This is a genomic window from Nannocystis punicea (genome assembly GCF_026965555.1).
Classification (GTDB): domain Bacteria; phylum Myxococcota_A; class Polyangia; order Nannocystales; family Nannocystaceae; genus Nannocystis; species Nannocystis punicea.
In genome coordinates this window covers 5,086,518-5,106,829 of the sequence record NZ_CP114040.1, presented here as the reverse complement: position 1 = coordinate 5,106,829, position 20,312 = coordinate 5,086,518, and the positions used below count along the sequence as shown (strand labels likewise).

Below are 20,312 nucleotides of genomic sequence, written 5' to 3'. Positions count from 1 at the left end.
AGCCGTCCGCGCGCCCGTGCGCAAGCGCTTGCGCACCCGCGCACGACGACGCACGCGGCCTCAATTGCCCATGATGTCCGCGCCCACGTAGTCGATCTGGTCGTCCTTGGCCTCACGCGGCTGCCCGTCGTAGTCGACCACCGGATCACCCTTCTTCCAGACCGCGAACCGAAGGTCCCCCGGCTTCTTGTCCGGGTCCATTTCGTCCTTGGGGTCAGGATTGATCGGCCGCGCACCGGTAACCCCGTTGGTCAGGAAGTACCCGAGAATGTCCTCCCCAGCCGCTTTTTTGTTGTTCATCTTGAAGCCGTCGCTGTCGATCAACGAAGTCTGGACGTCCAACATCCCGGGGCACTTGATCGAGTACATGTTGCCCAGCTGCTTGCGACCGATGACCGAGTTGCGGATCGTCCCCTCGACGTTGCCGTTGGGGCAGAAGATCGAATCGCCGCGCGCGGCCATGTCGTTCGGGTCGAACTCGGCGTTATTGCCGATGATCCCGCTGAAGACGATGTCGAGGGTCGCGTTCTCCGCCACGATGCCGCCGCCGCCGTCGCCCTGGACGTACTGGTTGTCGGAGACGTAGCTGTTGCTCATGTGCAGCTCGCACGCGTGGTCGGCACAATTGAGCTCGATGCCCTCGGTCCGGCTCTTGAAGACGCTCGAGCGGCGCATGTACACATCGCAGCCGAGCGAACGGATGCCTGAGCCGCGGGTGTCGCGGATGAAGCTGTCGTCGAGGTAGACGGTCGAGTTCTGCAGGCAGCCGACGCCGACGGCGTTGTCGTCCTGGTTGCTCACGCTGTAGAGGGCGAAGTTGTTGACGTAGGCGACGATGTTGGCGCCGACGGTCAGCACTGCGTCGCTCGACTGGAACCGCGTGTGCTGCTGCTGGCTCAGCTCCTCCTGCGAGAATGAGCCTTCGTGGATGAACGCGTAGCTGATCGGCTCGTCGACGTCGACCGAGGGGATCGTGATGTCGCCGTGGTAGCCCATCGCGTCGATGGGCACGAGGAACTTGAAGGTCCAGCCGCTGGTCGGCCCCTGGGACTGCGCGCGCTCGATGGCCAGGTTGGCGTTGCAGTGCGGCGCGTCCTTGTAGCCGCCCTCGATCACGTTGTTGGTGCAGTTGCCCCCGGACTCGAGACCGTGGCGGATGTAGAGCACCTTGTCGAGCGGGAAGCACTCGCGCTTCAGGATGTCGCACGCGCTGTCGGGGCAATGGCTGTGCTCGAAGCAGCCCTCGCAGGTGTTGTTGGCCGGGTTGCAGGCGGGCGTGGCGCCCGTGCACAGCGACTGATCGTCCAGCGTGCAGGCGACGCACTGGCCGTCGTCGGGGTTGCAGAGCGGCTTGTCCGGATCGACGAGCGCGCAGCCGTCCGGCGGCAGGACGGTGCAGTCGCCGCACACCTGCGACTCGGAGCAGAACGGCCGGGACGGGTCGATTTCCAGGCAGCCCTGGTTCGGCTGGTTCCCCGCAGGATCGCAGGACGTGGGCTCGCCGGTCGTCGTCGACGGGTCGCCGCCGGTCACTGTGGTGCCGGGCTCATCCGTGGTGCTGGTCGTCGTCGTCGCCTCCGGGCCGACCGTGGTGGTCGGCTCGGACGGGACGCAGGTCTGGTCGGGCGAGCAATCGAGGCCAGGGTTGCAGCCGCCGCCCTGCGTGCAGGGACAACCCAGATCGCCGACCGGGCACTCGTCCGTGTCGCTGCTGGGCGTCTGAGTCTGTGAGCCCGTGGTCGGGTCGCTGTCGGTATCCGTCGCCACCGGCGTGGTCGGGCACGCGCCGAGGACGACGGTGGAGGCGAGGTACGTCACATAAGACCAGGCACGGGGTGAACGCATGGCAAGTTCGATTATCGCTCACCCTCGGGTGCCGGACAACCGCTCTCCTCACAGCGGCCGGCCGGAACCACGTCTCCACGTCACACAACTGAACGAACAATCAGGCGCCTGCGAGGGCTCTGACCGCAGCGCCGGCCGGAAAGCCCTGCGCCTCGTCGCACCCACCTCTAGAGCGGCTGCCTGGCCCCGGCGAAGCTGGGCTCGTCGGTGGGGATCGCCGTCATGTTGAAGAAGTCCTTCCGCGGATCGCCTTCCTGCCACGTCGCCGTCCCCTCGAGCGTGTCGGCGCCTTTCTTCGGCGTGTACACGTCCTCGACCGGAGCGTTGAACCACTTGGTCATCACGACGTCGGCCGCGGCCTTGTCCGGGACCTCTTCCATGCGGCCGTTCACGAACGACACGCCCGGCTCGCATTCCGCCTCCACGACGTCGGCGATGCCGACGACGGCGGAGTTGCGGACGACGAGCTCGGGCACCCCCTCGCACTGGAACGTCGACACGCCGTTGACCACACGATTGTGCGCGATGGTGGAGTACGTGATCGTGCCCTTCGCGCCGCCCTTGAAGTTGAAGGCCGCGAGCGAGTTATTCCCGCCGCTCTCCAGGATGAAGCTGTTCTCGATCCAGAGGTTCCCCCCGGTCAGCTGCATCGCAGCGCCGAGGCGCGTGATTTGCGAGCGGTGGACGAAGACGTCGCATTCGAACGCATCGAGCGCGAGCAGCGAAGTGAGGTTGTTGCCGTCCCACCACGCCTCATGCGCATAGAACCTGCCGGACGTGCACTTGACGATGGATTGCTGACCGGAGCGGAGCTTCACGTCCCAGAGGTACAGCCGGGCTCCCCCGTTGACCGTCAGGATCGGGCCGAGGATGGCGCCGCCGTTGAGCTCGGACACCAGGGTCTTGTGGCGGACGATGGCCACTGCCTTGCCCTCGCCGATCGTCAGGCCGCCGGGGGGTTGGGAGCCGGACATCAGGCGGATCGTCGCCTTCGACACATTTTGGAGCGGGACGTTCGTCAGCTTGCAGAACGGGCTGTCCTCGCTCAGGCCCGTCTTCGCCGGGCAGTCGACGTTGCTGCCCTGGACGTAGAAGACCGCCCCCTCGCCCTCCGGGAAGCAGCTGCCCTCGAAGATGTCGCAGGCCGAGTTCGGGCACTGCGAGTGCTCGGTGCAGGGCACGCAGGTATGGGTCTCCGGGTCGCACGCGGGCGTGTTGCCGGAGCACTGCTGCGCCTGATCCGGCGTGCACTCGACGCACTTGCCCGAGCCAGCCGCCTCGGACCCCAACGACCCGCTGTGCGGCGAGCAGTACTGCGTCGCGGACGGTCGAGTGCGGCTGGTGCACCTCGACTGCCGCGAGGGCACGACCTGCGCCGACGTCGACCCGAACACGCCGGCGTGCGACCGCCCGGCTGTCCGGCGGAGACCACGCAAACCAAGCTGCGACATAAACACCTCTAACCTCGACCCAGCAGGGTATCAGAAGCGGCCGGACCACTGCAGCCCGACCACGCCCCCGCCGAAACTGGGGACGACCGCGGTCTGCGGCGCGCGGGACTTGCGGTGGCCGACGACGAACAGCGCCACGCCGGCGAGCGCGGCCGCGCCGCCGATTCCGAGCGTCACGTACCCCGGAACCGTGGTGCTGCGAAGCTCGTAGCCGATGTTCGGATCGATCTGGCGATCGGGCAGCACCGCGAGGCCGACGCCCACGCCCACGCCGACGATGCCGGCGGCCATGAGGCCGATGCCGGCCTTGCACAGCGAGTGCATCGGCGCGCCGTCGGCTGCGGGGCCGACCGCCGCCGCAGGAGCACCCGGCGTCGCGGCGGGTTCGGTGCCGGTCGGCGTCGCCGCGGCCTCGGCCTGCTTGTTGTCGGCGTCGACCTTGGCGTTGTACTCGTCGATGTAGACGCGCAGCTGCTGCAGCGCGAGGCGAGCGTCGGTGCCGACCTTCTCGACCAGCTCCTTCTCGATGCAGTCGACGCACTCGCCGCGCAGGCTGCCGCCCGAGATGGCCTGCTCGCTGCCGTGGCGCACGTCGATCGTGTAGCTCCACCCGATCGCGTCGCCACCGAGCGCGCTGACCTTGATCGCGACCTGCGGCAGGCCGGAGTCCTTGCCCTCGGTGATGTTGAACGCCTTCATGGCGTCGACCACCCGCGCCTGGATCCGCGGGTTCATCAGCTGGCCCTCTTCGCCGGCGGCCGCGGTGTCGATGGCGACGGAGGCCGAGGCGGCCAGGCGCTCGCGCTTCGCGGGAGGCGGCTTGGGCACGCCGCGCGAGGCCGGCGGCAGCAAGACGCGTTCGGCTTCCGCCGGCTGCGACGACGCGCTACGGCAGACCCCAGGCGCAGGCGAGAGGACGAGCGAGAGGGCGACCAGGATCGAGGCGTACATGAGCGCGGGGGGGACCCAAAGGGCCGGGGACGGCGGGCTAAGGTGACACCACCTGGCCCATTCTGACAAGGGAGGCCTCAATTATGGCCCCACTCCTCCCCGCGCGTCCACTTCTCAGAGGCGCCGGCCGGCGCGCGTTCGCGCCTTGATCCCGGCGCGATCACGCAGGCACGGAGTTGCGCGCTACCCGGCCTCGCGGCGCTCGCAGAACTTGACCCACTTGACCACGTCGGTGTCGGTCTGTCCGCGACCCGCGCGGGCGCACTCTCTCCACTTCTCGAGCTCTTTGTACGCGTAGGTCTTGAGCTTGGCCGACTCGGCCTTGCTCTTCCAACAACCTGGCTCTGCGTTCAGGTAGCGGAGCATCTCGGCCGGCCTGCCGCCGGCGCGGGCCGACTTGACCTTGTCGAGCGTCTGCTTGCAGAACTCGCTGTTCGGGTCGCGGCCGGGCCGCGGGTCGCCGCCCTTCTTGCCCGGGTCCTTGTCGACCTTCTCGTCCTTGGTCTCGCCCTCGGTGTCGCCGCCCTTCGTGTCGTTCTCTTTGGTCTCGGGCGGGTTGAGCAGCTTGGGATCGACGACCACCGCGCCCCACTGCGGGTTGCTCTTCTTGACCGACGGGTCGGTGGCCGGCGGCGGCTTCACCGGCTCGGTCTTGACCGCGACCTCGCCGCCCTCGTCGCCGGCGCCCTCCTCGTTGCTCGGGCCCCAGCGCAGCGCGATCCACAGCAGCGACGCGGCGAACACCACGATCGCGGCCATGCTGAGCTGGCGCTGGCGCTCGTAGGTCATGCCGGTCGGCGGCGGCGGCGTCGGCATCGGCACCGTGGCCGCGACCTTGTCTGGCTCTTTGACCATGGCCGAAGGGCCAGGCGCCGACATCAGCTTCTCGCGCCGCACCGGCGCGACCACCAGCGAGGCGCCGGGGTCGTCGGCGTCGAGGTCGTGCTCGTCGGGCGGCAGGAGGCGGATGACCTCCTCGAGGCGGGTCAGGAACTCGCGCGCCGACTGCGGGCGCATCCCCGGGTCGATCTCGAGGCAGTCGTCGACGAGCTTGATCAGCTGGCGCGGCAGGTCGGGCCGCCGGTCGCCCAGCGACGGCGCGCGCTCGGTGGCCTTGCGCGCCATGATCTCGACCATGTTGTTCGACACGAACGGCGGCTCGCCGACGAGGCACTCGAACAGCATCACGCCGAGCGCGTAGATGTCGAAGAACTCGGTCGCGTCCTTGCCCTTGGCCTGCTCGGGCGCCATGTACTCGGGCGTGCCGAGGGCGTGGCCGGGGATGGTGAGCCGCGCCTCGCCCTCGACCCGCTCGGCGCCGGCGGAGATGCCGAAGTCGAGGACCTTGACGTACTCGCCCTCGCCCTCCGGCATGGGCACGAACATCACGTTGTCGGGCTTGAGGTCGCGGTGGATGATGCCGACGTCGTGGGCCGCCCGGATCGCGCGAGAGATGTCGCGGATGATGCGGACGGCGCGGCCGACCGGCAGCGAGCCGAGCTCCTGGATCTCGTCGTAGAGATTGCGCCCGGTGAGGTACTCCATCACCAGGTAGAGGCGGCCGTCGGGCAGCTGGCCGGCGTCGAACACCTCGATGATGTTGTGGTGACCGGCGGCGCTGGCGGCCCGCGCCTCGGCCCGGAACCGCTTGGCGACCAGCTCGTTGCGGCTCCACTGGTGCGTGAGGACCTTGATGGCGACGCGGCGACCGACGGTCGTGTGCTCGCCGAGGTACACCGTGCCCATGCCGCCGCGGCCGATGCGACTGACGACGCAGTAGCGGTCGGCGATGATCGTGCCGGGCTGGATGTACTCGATGTCGTTGACCGGGTCGTCGTCCTTGTTCTTCTCGCGCGGGCGGCGGTTGGCGGCCGCCGCGGCGGCGACGGCGGCGGCGGGCGGCTGGGCGCGGTCGGGCGGCAGCGGGATGATTTTCTTGCCGCCCATGCTGACGTCGGCGCCCTCGTCGAGGTTGTCGAGCGCCAGCTCGAACTCCTCTTCGTCGACCAGCGTGTCTTTGTTGTCGTCGCGGCTGGACGCGGCCTGCGTGGTGCCGGCCAGCTCCATCAGCAGGTACTCGCGGTTCTCGGCCTCACGGGCGGCGGCGTCGCCGAACAGCATGCCCATGAAGTCTGCCGCCGCTTCCTGGCCGGTGAAGCCGGGGTAGTTGCGCTGCAGCCAACCCCCCAGCGCCTCCATGAACTCGTGCGCCGACAGGTAACGGTCCTCGCGGTCGCGGGCGAGCGCCTTCATGACCACCGCGTCGAGCTCGGGGTCGACACGGCTCGAGTACGTCGAGGGCGGCGGCGCTGTGAAGTGCGACACGTCCTCGGTGTCGACGCCGTCCCCTCCGCGCAGGGGCCGCCCGGTCAGCAGCTCCCACAGCACCGCGCCGCAGGCGTAGACGTCCGCGCGGCCGTCGAGGGTCTCGTGGCGCGCCTGCTCGGGCGACATGTACCCGACCTTGCCGAACACCACGCCGGGCACGGTGAGGCTGCCCTTGAGCGTCGACGTCGCCAGGCCGAAGTCCGCCAGCAGCACGCTGCCGGTCCAGTCGATCAGGATGTTCGACGGCGAGACGTCGCGGTGCACGAGCCCGAGCCCCGGGAACGTGTGCGCGTAGTGCAAACCCCGCAGGATTTCGCGGATGATGTGCACCGCGATCGGGACCGGAAACGCCTTCCCGACCGCCGCGCAGCGGTCCCAGATGTCGGCGAGATCGCGCCCCTCGACCAGGCTCATGACGATGAAGAGCTGCTGCTCGAACTCCCCGGCCTCGCGCACCTCGACGATGTTCGGGTGGTGCAGCCGCAGCACCAGCTTGGCCTCGTCGAGGAAGCGCGTGCGGTAGTCGTGGTCGGGCAGCCCGGGTCGCAGGAGCTTGACGGCGACGAGACGGGCGGACGCCCCGAGGCCGAGCGACGCGAGATAAACGGTCGCCATCCCGCCCTCTCCCAGCGCAGCAAGCAGGGTCACGTTGCCCAGCTGGCGGGGGGGGTTCAGTCGCTCAATCTCGCCCATGACCATGTGTGTGCCAAACGCTACCACGACTCGGAACTTTCCGAGTATCCTTTGCCGCATCCATGCCAGCCCCGTCCGGCCCGTCCCAGCCCGGGATTCTGTACTACGACCCGAATACGACCACGGCGAAGCTGGCGACGGCGGGCCTGCGGCTGGCCGGCTACCAGGTGTTCAACGCGCACACGCAGCAGGACGCGGTCGAACTGTGCAAGCGGCACGGTCCGGCGGGGGATCGGGCGATCATGGCCCTGCTGCTGGACGCCGCCGCCGACCCCGCCGCCTCGGCCGGTGTGCTGCGGGCGCTGGTCCAGATCCCCGGCGGTGCGCAGCTCCCGGGGATCCTGCTCGTCAGCCGCTCGAACCCCAACCCGATCCCCGGCGCCGAGGACCTGCCGGCCCTCCGGCGGCCGTTCAGCACCCCGGCGCTGATCAAGATCGTCGAGGAGGCGCTCGAGGGCCACGTCCCGGCGTCCAAGGCGCCGGCCCAGACCCCGCAGGACCCGGCCGTGACCCGGCTCAAGCACCTGCTGGGCGACCACTTTCCTGGCCAGGAGTTCAGTGACGCCGACGTCGATCACTTCGTCAAGGCGCTGCGCTCCGACGAGGAATTCGCGGTCCAGGCCGATAAACCGGCGATCCGCGGCTCGCTCGGCGGGGTCCGCCTCGAGGCGGTGCTCGAGATGCTCGGCAACTCCGGCGTGCGCGGGGTGCTGAAGGTCGAGCAAGGCTCGTCGTGGGGCAAGCTGCACCTCGACGCCGGCCGGATCCGCCTGGCCGAGGTCAAGGGCACCGAGGAGGACCTCAAGCTCGGCCGCTTCGTCGTCGAGGGCGGTTTCATGCGCGACGAGCAGCTGGAGGCGTTCATCGTCGGCAAGGACCCGGAGCAGCGGCCGCTCGGCTCGCGCCTGGTCGAAGGCGGCTTCCTCAGCCCCGCCGAGCTGGCGCAGATCCTCGTCGACCAGGCCCGCGCGCTGATCTCCCACCTGCTGGCGTGGAAGCAGGGCACGTTCACGTTCACCCCGACCGTCGAGCTCGACCCGATGGCCACCGCCGCCGCCGCCCAGGGCCGCGCCGAGCTGACCATCGCCGACGCACTGCTCGACGGCCTGCGCCTGCTCGACGAGCAGGCGCTCATGGGCCCGCACATCCCCGACGTCGACGACGTGTACCTGCGCATCGACGAACAGGTCGCCAAGCTGAGCCGCGAGGCGCTGCCGCGCGACGAGCTCGCGGTGCTCGAGCTGGTCAACGGTCGCAACAGCGTCAAAGAGATCGCGCGCAAGACCCGCACGGGCACCTTCGCCGTCGCCCGCGTGCTCTACCGCCACGCCAAGGCCAACCTGGTGCGCAAGCGGGTCATGCCGGTGACGGTGTGAGGCGAGCATGAGCGAGCCGCGCCACGTCGTCGTCGCCGACCCCGACCCGCGCGAGCGGGCCCGCGTGCAGGAGCTCCTGCGCGTGCCCGCGGAGGAGCTGGGGCTCTCGCTCGAGGTCCACGCGGCCAGCGACGGCCAGGTCGCGCTGGCGCTGATCGAGCAGCGCAAGCCGGCGCTGGTGCTGAGCGAGGTGCTGCTCGAGGGCCTGAGCGGCCTGTCGATCCTCCGCCGCCTGCGCGCCACCTTGCCTCCAGGCCAGGTGCCCCCGTTCGTGTTCGTCACCACCATGGCCCGCGAGAGCGACCGCTACTGGGGCCTGCGCAACGGCGCCCACGGCTACGTGATGAAGCCCTACGAGGACGACCTGCTCCAGTCGCGGATCCGCGACGTCCTGCGCGAAGTCCAGCCGGAGAAGTTCGGCATCCTGTGATCCGCGCCGGCCGCCCCCGGCCGAAAGCCCGCGCTCCGCAGCTCGCGCACGGCCGCGGCGATACGCCGGCGCGCAACGACATGGCCGATGAGACATGCTCGTTCGGACACGCTGCGCAGGCGCGCGCTGCCGAGACATGACCTATGAGACATGCTCGCGCCGAGTCGCGCGCGATCCTGGACATGTCTTTTAGACATGCTCCATCAAACATGTCCTGACGGTCACCTCGATCGAGGCCGGCTCCCGGCTCGCGCTTTTATATGACCAATGAGACATGCTCTATTGAACATGTCCTGAAGGCATCTCGACCGAGCCGGCGCACCGAGCTTCGGCAGGCCGGCGACGCGCGCGGTCATGAGTCGCCGGAGCGTCGTGCGCTCGACTGCCATGGGCCCGAGAGCCCAGGCCAGCGTGATGACGAACGAGCGACGCGGCTCGAAGCCCCGGTCGCGCCGCTAGCAGCCTTGCGGCGGCGCGTCGATCGCCGGCGTGCCGTCGGTCGCCAGCACGGCCGACTGCGACACGACGGCGCCGCACTGCCAGCCGACCACCGCCGCCTTGCACTGCGAGCAGGTGACATTGTCGAGGCGGAGCTCGACGGGCGCGTCGACCCACACGGCCGGCTCGGCGCCGGTCTGCGACAGCAGCACGTGCTGCAGCGTGCTGGCGAGCGACTTGCCGTACAGCTTGATGCCCCGCCAGACCCCGGCGGTCGCCGAGAACCGGATCGGCGCGTCGGCGGTGCCGCGCGCGAGCAAGGTCCCCGGCGCGTCGCCGCCGAAGCTGAGCAGCGCCTCGGGCCCGGCGAGCACGCGCAGACCTGCCTCGAGGGTCAGCTCGGCGCCGACCTGGACCTCGCCGGTCAGCTCGAGCGGCGCGCCGTGGGCCGCCCACGTCGCGTTGGTGGTGACCGCGCCCGGGGTGACGATGATGCGCCCGTCGCTGTCGAACGCGTTGCCCTCCCCCAGCGTACCGACCAGGTTCGCCGGCAGCTCGACCGCCCGCGCCGTGGCGGCGAAGCGGTTGTCGGCGAACGCTCGCAGCGTCGCGTTGCCGCGGACCACCACGCCGGCCTTGTTGCTGCGGAACGTCGCCTCGCGCAGCGACAGCGCCCCGTCCTCGACCGCCAGCGCCGCGCTGCCCTCCTCGCCGCCGCCGCCGAACTCGAAGGCCGCGTGCTCGAGCTCGGCCTCGCCGCGGGCCCAGATCCGCAGGCCGCCCCACCCTCCCGCCTGGCGGCGATCGCCGGCGGTGAACGTGATCGGCGCGTCGGCGGTGCCGCGGGCCACCAGCCCGCCGTGGGCGCTGCCGCCGATCGACAGCCGGCCGTCGGGCCCGAACCGCAGCTCTGTCCCCGGGGACAGGTTGAGGACCGCTCGCTCGGGGCCGACCGCGTCGACCCGCACCTCCTCGTTGAGCCGCAGCGGCACGCCCGGGTTGGGCCAGGTCGTCGCCTGGCCGAGGTCGCCGCCGAGGACCTGGATCACCGCCTCGCCGTCGTAGCGATTGCCGCCGGCGATCCCGACCACCGCCGCGGGCGGCGCCACGATCGCAGCCTTGCTGCCGAGCTTGCGCAGCGTATTGCCGGTGAACGCGGCCAGGCTGCCCGCGCCCTCGAGGCGGATCGCCGGCCCGCGGGCCTCGCGGATCGTCGAGCCCTCGAACGCGACCTCGGCCGCGGCGACCAGCAGCGCGCGCTCCTCCGTACCGGCGAACTCGATCACCGCCCCCTTGATCTGCGAGCGAGCGGCCTTGTCCCACAGCTCCACTCCCCGCCACGCGCCCGCGGCCTTGTCGCTGGCCGACGTCAGCGTGACCGGCTCCTCGGGCGTGCCGGCGATCACGAGCTTCGCGGTGTCGGACCCGCCGACGATCAGCGCCGCGCCGTCCTTGAACTGCAGCGTCGCCCCGGCCTCGAGCGTGAGCGAGCCGCTGTCGACGCGGTAGTCCTCGACCACCGTGACCGGCCCGCAGTCCTTCGAGATCACCCGATCGATCTGCGACTCCGCCCCGCCGAGCGTCCGCGGGCACTCGGTCACGCGCGTGACTCCGGGACCAGCGCCGCCGGCCGCGCTGAGCGGCCCGCCGCCGTCCGCAGGCGCAGTCTCGGGCCTGGCTTCCTTGACCGGCTCGGCCTCCGGCTTGGTGCAAGCGGCGACGGACAGCGCGAGCGCGGCGACGGGAGCGAGCCTCATGGCCGGCGGTTTTAACCCGGTCGCGCGCGGCCCAGCAAGCCGCCTGCACCCGCGAGCGGTCCGGCGCGCCGGCGCCCCGGTTGTCCCTTCGGACATAGCGCATGGAACCTGTTCTTTCAGACAGGCTATCGTCGCCGCGCCCCCCGACGCCGACTTCGCTAACCCCGCACTGACTCACGTGCGCGCCCGCACACCGCTGTACACCCACCTGCGCCGCGAGGCCCGTCGCTGCTGCCGCCACCCGACCTCGCGAGGTAATCTATCTTGGTAGCACGCGCCGCCGGCGCAGACGGACGAAGCCGAGACATGGATACGCACGATCCGAGCCGCGCAGAGTCTGCTTCCCCCGCACGAGCGCTCGATTCGGGCCTCGAAGGCCCCCCCGAGAGCGGCCGCCTGCGCGACTTCCCGTTGCCCGAGCTGCTGTGGCAGTTCCACAGCGAAGGCCGAAGCGGATGCCTGCGCCTGCGCAAGGGCGCGCTCGAGAAGACCTTGTGGTTGTCGGCCGGCATGCCGGTGTTCGCCCGCAGCAACGAGGCCGGCGATCGCCTCACCGACCGCCTCCTGGCCCGCGGCCTGCTCACCCGCTCGCAGTACGACCAGGCCCAGGACCTGCTTGCGAGCTCGAGCGGCAAGCGGATCGGCGAGGTCTTGCTCGAGAACGGCCTCATCCGCGAGCGCGAGCTCAACGAGGCGCTCGGCGAGCAGATCCTGCGCATGATCGAGTCGATGTTCTCGTGGAGCGAGGGCAGCTGGCAGCTCGAGCCGGGGTCGTGCGCCGACCGCATCGTCCTCGACCGCTCGACCGCCGCGATCATCATGAGCGCGGCCCGCCACCGGATCCCCCTGCGCCGCCTGTGGGACGCCATCGGCGACCATCACCAGCTGCCCCGCCTCGCCTTTGAGCACCGCACCGACGACGGGCGCGCCGAGCTCACCGCGTCGCTCATGCTCGAGCCGAGCGAGTCCGCCTGGCTGGCGCGGCTCGACGGCACGCGCCCCCTCGCCGATCTGCTCGACGACTTCGACGCCGACGAGCACGAGCTGCTGGCCCTGCTCTACACGCTGCGCCTGCTCGGACTCCTCGAGCTGGAGCTCGGCGGCGTGCCCGCGCTGGCGTTCCAGCGCTGACTCGCGGGCTCGCGCCCGGCTGTCCGGCGCCGGCTCCGCCAGGGGGCGACGGCATCGCTGGCCCATCGGGTCCATGACAGAGCCGCCCGGGCTCGCGGCGCATCGCCTGCCCGCCCGGAGCTCGTTCTCCTGCCCTGGCCTTGCGAACATGCTCTAAAGAGCATGCTCTCATGGACATGCATGAAACACCATGTCTCTTCGTTCCTGTCCACGCACCGCCCGTAGCTCCCGTGTACACGCCCGGCAGCGGCTCGCGCCCGGCGAAGTTAGCGTCGACCCGACGACCTCCCGCCGCGCTCGCGCCGCTCGACCGCCCCCGTCAGCGCCGCAAACCGCTCCGCGCCCGGCGAAGTCGGCGTCGACCCGACGACCTCCCGCCGCCCTCGCGTCAGGCGTCCTGGTCTTCGCGCCACTCGACCGCCCCCGTCAGCGCCGCGAACCGCTCCGCGTGGGCGCTGAGCTCGGCCTGCAGCCCGTCGGGCACGCGCCCGCGCAGGGCCACGGCGACCGAGCGGAAGTACCACAGCTGCTTCGGCGCGGGCGCGTTGAAGCGCGCGAGGGTGCCGAGCCCTTGGAGCTCGAGGTCGACGAGCAAGGTCGAGGTGTTGTGCAGCTTGTCGCAGGCGATGACCAGCGCGCTGCGCGGGCCGATGGTCTGTAGCCGCGCGACGTAGGCCCGCTTGCGGACCACCCACGGCCGCTTCGCGCCGGGCGTCTCGTCGGCGCCGGTGTCGGTGCAGTCGGCGACGATGGCGCCGACCTCGGGGCCGAACTGCTCGAAGACCTCGGCGAGCCTCACCGGCGTGTCCTCGATGACGTCGTGCAGCAGCGCCGCGGCGGCCTGCTCGAGGTCGCCACCCCACTGCAAGACGAGCCCGCTGACCTGCAGGAGGTGGCTGACATACGGGATCGTGGTGCCCTTGCGCGTCTGGTCGCCGTGAGCGACCGCCGCGAATTCGAGGGCCCGCGCGAGCGTGTGCCGATCGGCTGCCATGCCCATCACTTTAGCGCACACCTCCGCTATGCTGCCTCCCATGCTCCGCTCGCTCGCGCTCCTCGCCCTCGTCGCCGTCGCCTGCGACTCGTCCTCCACCACCCCCGCGAAGCCCGCCCAGGCCGAGGCCGCCAAGGCCGCTCCCGCCGAGCCCAAGCCGAGCCCGGCCGCTGCCGACGGCCCGGTCATCGAGCACACGGTCGAGACGCTCGACGGCGGCCAACAAAAATTCACCGAGCTCCGCGGCAAGGCGATCCTGGTCGTCAACACCGCGTCGGAGTGCGGCTTCACGCCGCAGTACGCGAAGCTGCAGGAGCTCTACGGCCGCTACAAAGATCGCGGCCTGGTGGTCCTCGGCTTCCCGTCGAACGACTTCGGCGGGCAAGAACCGGGCGACGCGGCCCAGATCAAGGACTTCGTCGCCAGCAAGTTCGCGGTCGACTTCCCGATGATGAACAAGGTCCACGCGAAGGGCCCCGAGATCGCGCCGATCTACAAGACGCTGACCGAAGAGACCCCCGAGGGGATCCGCGGCGAGGTGAAGTGGAACTTCACGAAGTTCCTCATCGATCCGAACGGCCACGTGGTCGCTCGCTTCGAGTCGCCGGTCGACCCGCTGGCGCCCGAGGTCACATCGGCCATCGAGAAGGCCCTGCCGGCTGCGGGCTGATCGCGCCTCTCTGCTCGAGACGTCGCGCTTCTTCGCCGAGGCGACATGTCCCATCGGACATGGACGACTCGCGCTCCTGAGGTCCAGCGCCGCAGGAGTTCGTCGTACCGCTCGATCGGGCAGGCGACCGACCGGTCGCTGGTCGACCTCGCCGGCGATAGCGCGCGCGCGAGGCGATGAGCCTCAGTCGTCGGCGTCGGGCGGCGGGGGGTCGAGGCGGGTGTGCTGGCGCGGGACCAGGTACGGCGGCAGCTCGGCGACCATGAACTCCTCGAGGTCTTCGAGGGCGGTCGAGCCGGTCGCGCGGTAGCGGAGGTGGACGAAGGGGTTGCCGTCGACGTCGTACTCGACCTCGGCCTCGGCCTCGGTGATCCGCCGGTGCTTGCGCATGGCGGCCTCGATGCTGCGCAGGCTGGCGCGCCGGCCCTCGAGGTTGACCAGGCTGTCCGTTCGGCCAGGTACCTCGCCCAGCGACCCGGCGGCGCCGAAGTGGCCGGCGTAGCCGGTGTGGATCCACGCGGTCTCGCCGGCGACCGGCCCGCCGGGCTCGCCGGCCGCGAGCAACGGGCGCGTGCGCACCGGGTGAGGCGAGCGCGCCAGCACCTCGTGACCGCCGTCGTTGGCCTTGCCGGGGCGCAGCTCGACGCCGGGCGACGGCTCGAAGCGCTCGCCGCGGGCCATGACGCGGGTGCCGAGGATCCCGATCTCCTCGAGGCACAGCAGCTGCACCGGCGGCGCGCCGAACACCTGCTTGAGCAGCTTGCCGTGCGAGGTGGCGATCGTCGCCTGCGGGATGACGGCCAGCAGCTCGCGCTCGGCCCCCGCGGCCTTGAGCGCGCGCGCGGTCCGTTGCAGCGAGTAGAGGAGGTCGACCACCACCAGGCGCTCGTAGGTGCCGAGCGGCGGCAGCACCGACTCGAGCGTCGGGTTGTCGGCCATCGCCAGGCGGGCCTCGGAGGCCAGCCAGCCGAGCACCACTGCGTCGAAGAAGCGCGGGCTGGTGAACGCCTGCGAGCAGGCCAGGTGGGTGCCGGCGCCGAGCTCGAGCCGCGCGGCCGCGGTCTCGCCGATCCAGCGCAGGTGCGCGCCGCTGCGGAAGATGTCGTGGACCGCCCCGTTGGGGCTGACCGCCTCGAGGATGAACTCCGTGTCCCCGGGGACAGCCGAGCGCAGGTCGGTCGGCGGATCGAGGACGTCGACCTCGAGCAGCGAGCCGCTGAGCTTGCGCCGCGAGTGCAGCGTGTACCCCCCGGGGTACTCGAGCGGCGAGTTCTCGAGCCCGCGCGGGCGCCGGAGCACGGCGCGGATCGGGATCCGCCGCGCCGCCGCGAGCAAGCTGCGGTCGCCGTTGGCCGGATCGACGGGCATCGCGATCGCCCCCAGCTTGCTGACCGCGAGCAGCAGGATCACGAACTCGGCCACGTTGCCCATGCTGAGCGCGACCACGTCGCCGGCCCCGACCTTGAGGCCGGCCAGCTCGCGCGCCCGCTTGTCGGCACGGATGATGAGGCCGCGGCGGCTGAGCGTCGTGTCCTGGCTGTCGAGCGAGCGTTGACTGCCCGCTCGCGGCACGGCCTCTTCGAGCCAGCGGTAGAACTGTCCGGCGTCGGAGGCGGTCATGCGTGCCGCCTCCAGGCGCCACGCCGTCGCGGTGTGTACACCATGTTCGACCTAGAATCGGAACGAGTAACCCGAATCGACGAGGACGAGCCACCTGGCTCTCGGGACATCGAGCTGAGAGAACGGTGGCTCGCAGCCGGTGGCCGCCGTGCCCTGTCCGAAGCCGAGAATTGCGGTGGAGAGTCGCACGCCGATCTCGTGGTTTTTGCGCGCTCCAAGTAGCACGTGAAGACCGACGCGTCCACCCGCGCCCGCCCCGCCCCGTTGACTGACGAGCGCACCGCTGGAATGCGCGGCACAGGTCGGACGTTGTGCATCCGCGCGGATCCGCAGAGTCTCGCGCGCGCCGACGAGGAAGCCGCCGGTGACGATCTCGACTCGCCGCGCGCGACCGACCGGATGTCCGTACTCGAGGTCGAACAGCACCGCTTGCATCTGCAGGGCGAGCTTGTCGCTCGAGGTGACCGCCGCGCCCGCGAGCAGCCCGGCGCCGCCGATGTAGACCCGACGGCGCGCGCCGACGAAGCCGCCGAGCCGCGCCATCGCGAAGCCCTGCACCGCGCCGTCGAGCCGCGACGTGCCGACTTGCGGCTGCGCGTTAAGTCCGAAGGTTGCACCCACGCGACCGCGGAACAACGGCGTTACGCCGGGCGCTCGCGCCGTCGAGTCGCGCGCGTCCGCCCGGGGCGGCGGCGGAGTCACGGGCTCCGGATCGGGGACAGGCACCGGCGGCGGCGCAGGTGCAGGTGCGGGTGACGTCGCCGGATCTTCGCGATCGGCAGGTGTTGCGTCGCCCTTCGGGAACGGGATCGCTTTGAGCTGAAATTGCGTGAGCGGCGTCCCGCCGAGGTCGCGGATCGTCGCCTCCACTTCGACGCGATCCTCCGCGTCCGGCAGCTCGCGGAGGTAGGCCTTGTAGGCCTCGACCGCCGCGGCCGCGTGCAGCGACTCGGCCTCGCCGTCGCCGCGGTCGCGGGCCGCGAGCATCAGCTGCTGGCGGCACACGCCGATGTTGTAGTGGATCTTCGGCGACGGCCGCAGCGCCATCGCCCGCTCGAACTCCGCCAGCGCCCGCTCGTAGTCGCCGGCCGCGAACGCCCTGGCCCCGGCCTCGAACGCCGCGCGCGCCTCGGTCGCCGCGGGGGCCGGGGCCGCGGGAGCCGCCTGTCCCAAGAGACAGATCGATAGACCTAGCCCGAGGGACAGGGCCCATCGGACATGGCCTGAACGACACGTACGAGACGCGCGGGAGACGGCAGCGGCGCTGGCTCGCACGGCGCCATCTTCGGGCGCGGCGGGCCCGGGCGCAAGCGTGCACGCGGTCGCGCGCTCAGACGCCGCTCGGCGCCTTGCCGCCCGCGGCCTGCGGCCTTGCCACAGGACCGGGCACGGGCGGCAGCGCGTCGGGGTCGGGGCGCGCGGCCGGGGCCTTGCGCGCGGCCACGGCCTCGGGCGGCGCGGGCTTGCTCGGGCTGGCGGCGGGCGCCGGCTTCTTGCCCTCGACCGGCAGCTCGACGCCCTTCTTCGTCAGCTTGGCGACGCGGTGATCGGCGATCGAGTCGCGCCGCTGGAAGTAGATCTGGACCAACCGGCGGGCCGCGTAGTGGGCCTTGATCTGCCACTTCGGCTCGTTGGCGAGGAGCACCGCGAACGCGATCTCCGGGCGGTCGGCCGGCGCGTAGCCGACGAACCAGTTGTAGTTGAGGCCCGGGGCGCGCTTGCCGGTGAGGCTCCCGGTCTTGCCGGCGACCTGCACGTCGGCGATGTACGAGTTGCCCTGGCGGTCGACGAAGCTGGCGCGGGCGGTGCCCTCGGTGGTCGTGCGCACCATCATCGCGCCGACCGCCTCGGCCACGTCCTTCGACAGCACGCGCTCGGTCTTCGGCAGCGACGGGGTGCGGTCGGTGCCGTCGGGCCCGAGCACCTGCGAGATCACGTGCGGCGCCTGGTACACGCCGTCGCGGGCGAACACGCTGGCGAGCAGCGCGCCGTGCAGCGGGCTCATGTCGACGTGCCAGAACCCGGCCGCGACCTTGGCCCGCTCCTTCGCGTCGGCCGGGATCAGCGCCGGCGAGCGCTCGACCGGGAATTCGAACGGGATGTCGCTGTCGAACTTGAACGAGCGCACCGTCGCCTGCAGCGAGTCGGCGCTGAGGTGCTTGAGCGCCAGCTTGGCGATCACGACGTTGTGACTGTGGGCGACTGCGCCGCCGAGGTCGTCGCAGCGCTCGTCGCGGCGCGGGTCGTCGAGCAGCAGGTCGTCGGTGATGCCGTGGAGGCCGCCGCTGAAGCACACCCGCGTCTTGTTGTTGACGTGCTTGTTCGCCAGCAGCGAGGCCGCGGTGACCAGCTTGAAGGTCGACGCCGCCGGCGCCCACGCCGTCGTCACGATCTCGAGCGGGTCGACCTCGGGGTCCATGCTCGAGTGGCCGGCCAGCGCGAGCACCGCGTTGTCACGCACGTCGAGCACCACCGCGGCCGCGTACGGCACCTCGCGGTTGCGGAAGATCTGCAGCGCCGCGTCCTGCAGCACCGGGTCGAGCGTGTAGAGGATCCGGTGGCCGTCGCTCAGCTCCTGGACCAGGCGCGTGCGGGCCAGATCCGTGGCGAGCGACGGGAAGTCGGGGTCCGCGGTCTTCGCCGCCTTGGCCGGCGTCGGCGCGTCGGGCCCGAGCGGGGCCGGCGTCGCGGCCGCGAGGTCGAGTCGGTCCTGCCACGGCAGCGCGGCGACCGGCGCTTCCTCCGGCGCCGCCTGCGTACCCGTCGCCGCGGTGCGAACCACGTCGTGCGTCTCCGGGACCTCCTGGCGCTGCACGTAGAACGCGATGGCGCCGAGAGTTCCGACGAAGAAGAGCGCGCCGAGTCCGCTGAGTCGGGTGTTGGGGGCCGACATGTCGGAGGGTCATAGCAGCGCCCCTGCGGGCTCGGCAAAATTTCGCGAGATCGCTGCCTCGACGGAGCTCGCGCGCGAGCCGCGACGAATGCCGAAAAATTCTAGCATCTCGTGCACTTACGCAGCGTGACCTGAGACGGGGGGTGCGGGCCTGAAGGCGCCATAACGAGCCTACATCTCCGGACCGCGTCGCACCAGAATCACCCCCCGCGCTCCGCGTCGTTCCCCGGCTCTGGTAATTTGACCGGCGCAGAGGGGGCGCCCCTCGAGGACTGCCGCGGGCTTATGCGGGACGAGACGATCGTTACAGTCATCAACAAGAGCGACGAGGGCGGCGGCAAGGGCCCCAAGAAGGAGGCCTGTCTCGTCGTTATCTACGGCGCCGAGCTCGGCCGCAAGTACCACATCGACGGACGCGAGATGACGATCGGTCGCGGCACCCTCAACGACATCTGCGTCAGCCAGGACAGCGTCTCGCGCACCCATGCGACTCTGCGGGTCGAGGATCACGGCGTCAAGCTCCGCGACAACGAGTCGACCAACGGCACCTACGTCAACGACCACAAGATCCACGAGGCGTGGCTCAAGGACGGCGACCTCATCAAGATCGGCCGCGCCATCTTCAAGTTCCTCAGCGGCGACAACGTCGAGAGCCTCTACCACGAGGAGATTTACCGCCTCTCCACGGTCGACGGCCTGACGCAGATCTTCAACAAGCGTTACTTCCTCGAGACGCTCGAGCGCGAGCTGTCGCGGGCCCGCCGGTACGACCGCCCGCTCGCGCTGGTGATGTTCGACATCGACTTCTTCAAGGCCTGCAACGACACCTTCGGCCACCGCGCCGGCGACTTCGTCCTGCGCGAGGTGGCCGACGTCGTGCGCGAGCGGGCCCGCAAGGTCGACGTCCTGGCGCGCTACGGCGGCGAGGAGTTCGCGATGATCCTCCCCGAGATCGACATCCGCGGCGCGACCCAGTTCTCGGAGAAGATCCGCGCCATGATCGCGGAGTCGAAGTTCATGTTCGAGGGCCGTCACATCCCGGTCACCATCTCGATCGGCGTGGCCGAGCTGACGCAGGACATCGCCACCTACGACGACCTGATCAAGAAGGCCGACGCGCGCCTCTACAAGGCCAAGCAGACCGGCCGCAACCGCGTCGTCGCCGACTGACTTGAAACCGGTCCGCAAGCGCGTCGTCGCCGGCTGACTTGAAACCGGCCGGCCGACGCGAGCCGGGCGATCGGCCACGACTGCGACGTCGAAGCATGCGCACCGAACGAGCGCGTGCCGTCGCCTGCCCGGCTCCGCGAACGCGCCTGCGCACCGACCGGCCGGCCGCGACTTCCGTGCATGCGCAAGGAGCCGCGGCTCAACCCTCGCCGACGAACGTCGACACCAGCATCCAGCCGCCGAGGACGACGAACAGGCCGCCGGCCACGCGCTCGATCAGCACCGGGTCGACGCGGGCGCGCAGCCACTCGCCGGCCAGCACCGCGATCAGGCTCGACAGCACCAGCGCCAGGGCCGAGGCGGCGAACACCAGCCAGCGCCGGCCGCTCGACGCGGCCATGCTCATGGTGGTGAGCTGGGTCTTGTCGCCGAGTTCGGCGAGGAACACGAGGCCGAAGGTCGTAAAGAACGCGCGTAGATCCATGGCGGGCACCGGAGGCAGGTCCGCGACCATAGCGCTGCCGGGCCGCGGTGTGCGCGCTCGCGCGCGGGGCCTTGCGCGGCG

Annotated in this window: 15 protein-coding genes; 5 read left to right on the top strand and 10 right to left on the bottom strand. The window is 70.8% G+C overall.

The annotated features are described in order from the left end of the window. Positions 1-60 precede the first annotated feature (60 nt). The 4 genes from O0S08_RS19755 to O0S08_RS19740 form a co-directional block, all read right to left on the bottom strand. On the bottom strand, positions 61-1,845 hold the full coding sequence (locus tag O0S08_RS19755; protein ID WP_269040749.1) for a right-handed parallel beta-helix repeat-containing protein: 1,785 nt from the start codon (positions 1,843-1,845) through the stop codon (positions 61-63). 167 nt (positions 1,846-2,012) lie between these two features. After that, the gene (locus tag O0S08_RS19750; protein WP_503827483.1) at positions 2,013-3,296 is read right to left on the bottom strand and encodes a hypothetical protein; all 1,284 of its coding nucleotides are present in this window, start codon (positions 3,294-3,296) and stop codon (positions 2,013-2,015) included. Positions 3,297-3,326: 30 nt separating this feature from the next. Next, on the bottom strand, positions 3,327-4,247 hold the full coding sequence (locus O0S08_RS19745; protein ID WP_269040747.1) for a hypothetical protein: 921 nt from the start codon (positions 4,245-4,247) through the stop codon (positions 3,327-3,329). Between the two features lie 183 nt (positions 4,248-4,430). Continuing rightward, on the bottom strand, positions 4,431-7,268 hold the full coding sequence (locus tag O0S08_RS19740) for a protein kinase domain-containing protein (protein WP_269040746.1): 2,838 nt from the start codon (positions 7,266-7,268) through the stop codon (positions 4,431-4,433). A gap of 62 nt (positions 7,269-7,330) precedes the next feature. On the opposite strand from O0S08_RS19740, the gene O0S08_RS19735 reads away from it, so the two are divergent. Together O0S08_RS19735 and O0S08_RS19730 are read left to right on the top strand one after the other, a co-directional pair. Further along, on the top strand, positions 7,331-8,644 hold the full coding sequence (locus tag O0S08_RS19735) for a DUF4388 domain-containing protein (RefSeq protein WP_269040745.1): 1,314 nt from the start codon (positions 7,331-7,333) through the stop codon (positions 8,642-8,644). Positions 8,645-8,651: 7 nt separating this feature from the next. Continuing rightward, on the top strand, positions 8,652-9,074 hold the full coding sequence (locus O0S08_RS19730) for a response regulator (RefSeq protein ID WP_269040744.1): 423 nt from the start codon (positions 8,652-8,654) through the stop codon (positions 9,072-9,074). A gap of 455 nt (positions 9,075-9,529) precedes the next feature. On the opposite strand, the gene O0S08_RS19725 is transcribed toward O0S08_RS19730, so the two are convergent. Next, positions 9,530-11,269, bottom strand: a complete 1,740-nt coding sequence (locus O0S08_RS19725) for a hypothetical protein (RefSeq protein WP_269040743.1) — start codon at positions 11,267-11,269, stop codon at positions 9,530-9,532. Positions 11,270-11,575: 306 nt separating this feature from the next. On the opposite strand from O0S08_RS19725, the gene O0S08_RS19720 reads away from it, so the two are divergent. Next, positions 11,576-12,400, top strand: coding sequence for a DUF4388 domain-containing protein (locus O0S08_RS19720; RefSeq protein ID WP_269040742.1), 825 nt, complete (start codon positions 11,576-11,578; stop codon positions 12,398-12,400). A 388-nt stretch (positions 12,401-12,788) separates the two neighbouring features. Here O0S08_RS19720 and O0S08_RS19715 read toward each other — a convergent pair whose 3' ends face one another. After that, positions 12,789-13,394 carry an HD domain-containing protein gene (locus tag O0S08_RS19715; protein ID WP_269040741.1) on the bottom strand — a complete coding sequence of 202 codons (606 nt, stop codon included), beginning with the start codon at positions 13,392-13,394 and terminating at the stop codon, positions 12,789-12,791. A 40-nt stretch (positions 13,395-13,434) separates the two neighbouring features. Here O0S08_RS19715 and O0S08_RS19710 point away from each other — a divergent pair, with 40 nt between their 5' ends. Then, positions 13,435-14,064 (top strand): glutathione peroxidase, encoded by a 630-nt coding sequence (locus O0S08_RS19710; RefSeq protein ID WP_269040740.1) that lies wholly within the window; start codon positions 13,435-13,437, stop codon positions 14,062-14,064. Between the two features lie 183 nt (positions 14,065-14,247). On the opposite strand, the gene O0S08_RS19705 is transcribed toward O0S08_RS19710, so the two are convergent. The 3 genes from O0S08_RS19705 to O0S08_RS19695 form a co-directional block, all read right to left on the bottom strand. Next, entirely contained in the window at positions 14,248-15,684 is a 1,437-nt protein-coding gene (locus O0S08_RS19705) for an AMP-binding protein (RefSeq protein WP_269040739.1), read from the bottom strand. A gap of 51 nt (positions 15,685-15,735) precedes the next feature. Then, a complete protein-coding gene (locus O0S08_RS19700; protein ID WP_269040738.1) occupies positions 15,736-16,857 on the bottom strand; it encodes a tetratricopeptide repeat protein in 1,122 nt (373 codons plus the stop codon). Positions 16,858-17,014: 157 nt separating this feature from the next. Continuing rightward, the gene (locus O0S08_RS19695; protein WP_269040737.1) at positions 17,015-18,577 is read right to left on the bottom strand and encodes a penicillin-binding transpeptidase domain-containing protein; all 1,563 of its coding nucleotides are present in this window, start codon (positions 18,575-18,577) and stop codon (positions 17,015-17,017) included. Positions 18,578-18,862: 285 nt separating this feature from the next. Between O0S08_RS19695 and O0S08_RS19690 the strand changes: the two genes are divergently transcribed. Continuing rightward, the gene (locus tag O0S08_RS19690; RefSeq protein ID WP_269040736.1) at positions 18,863-19,747 is read left to right on the top strand and encodes a GGDEF domain-containing protein; all 885 of its coding nucleotides are present in this window, start codon (positions 18,863-18,865) and stop codon (positions 19,745-19,747) included. Between the two features lie 199 nt (positions 19,748-19,946). On the opposite strand, the gene O0S08_RS19685 is transcribed toward O0S08_RS19690, so the two are convergent. Next, positions 19,947-20,231 (bottom strand): TMEM165/GDT1 family protein, encoded by a 285-nt coding sequence (locus tag O0S08_RS19685; RefSeq protein ID WP_269040735.1) that lies wholly within the window; start codon positions 20,229-20,231, stop codon positions 19,947-19,949. Positions 20,232-20,312: the final 81 nt, after the last annotated feature.

Bases quoted from the DNA above. Each gene is read 5' to 3' on its own strand.
- O0S08_RS19755 (WP_269040749.1), bottom strand. From the start codon at position 1,845: ATGCGTTCACCCCGTGCCTGGTCTTATGTGACGTACCTCGCCTCCACC.
- O0S08_RS19750 (WP_503827483.1), bottom strand. From the start codon at position 3,296: ATGTCGCAGCTTGGTTTGCGTGGTCTCCGCCGGACAGCCGGGCGGTCG.
- O0S08_RS19745 (WP_269040747.1), bottom strand. From the start codon at position 4,247: ATGTACGCCTCGATCCTGGTCGCCCTCTCGCTCGTCCTCTCGCCTGCG.
- O0S08_RS19740 (WP_269040746.1), bottom strand. From the start codon at position 7,268: ATGGGCGAGATTGAGCGACTGAACCCCCCCCGCCAGCTGGGCAACGTG.
- O0S08_RS19735 (WP_269040745.1), top strand. From the start codon at position 7,331: ATGCCAGCCCCGTCCGGCCCGTCCCAGCCCGGGATTCTGTACTACGAC.
- O0S08_RS19730 (WP_269040744.1), top strand. From the start codon at position 8,652: ATGAGCGAGCCGCGCCACGTCGTCGTCGCCGACCCCGACCCGCGCGAG.
- O0S08_RS19725 (WP_269040743.1), bottom strand. From the start codon at position 11,269: ATGAGGCTCGCTCCCGTCGCCGCGCTCGCGCTGTCCGTCGCCGCTTGC.
- O0S08_RS19720 (WP_269040742.1), top strand. From the start codon at position 11,576: ATGGATACGCACGATCCGAGCCGCGCAGAGTCTGCTTCCCCCGCACGA.
- O0S08_RS19715 (WP_269040741.1), bottom strand. From the start codon at position 13,394: ATGGCAGCCGATCGGCACACGCTCGCGCGGGCCCTCGAATTCGCGGCG.
- O0S08_RS19710 (WP_269040740.1), top strand. From the start codon at position 13,435: ATGCTCCGCTCGCTCGCGCTCCTCGCCCTCGTCGCCGTCGCCTGCGAC.
- O0S08_RS19705 (WP_269040739.1), bottom strand. From the start codon at position 15,684: ATGACCGCCTCCGACGCCGGACAGTTCTACCGCTGGCTCGAAGAGGCC.
- O0S08_RS19695 (WP_269040737.1), bottom strand. From the start codon at position 18,577: ATGTCGGCCCCCAACACCCGACTCAGCGGACTCGGCGCGCTCTTCTTC.
- O0S08_RS19690 (WP_269040736.1), top strand. From the start codon at position 18,863: ATGCGGGACGAGACGATCGTTACAGTCATCAACAAGAGCGACGAGGGC.
- O0S08_RS19685 (WP_269040735.1), bottom strand. From the start codon at position 20,231: ATGGATCTACGCGCGTTCTTTACGACCTTCGGCCTCGTGTTCCTCGCC.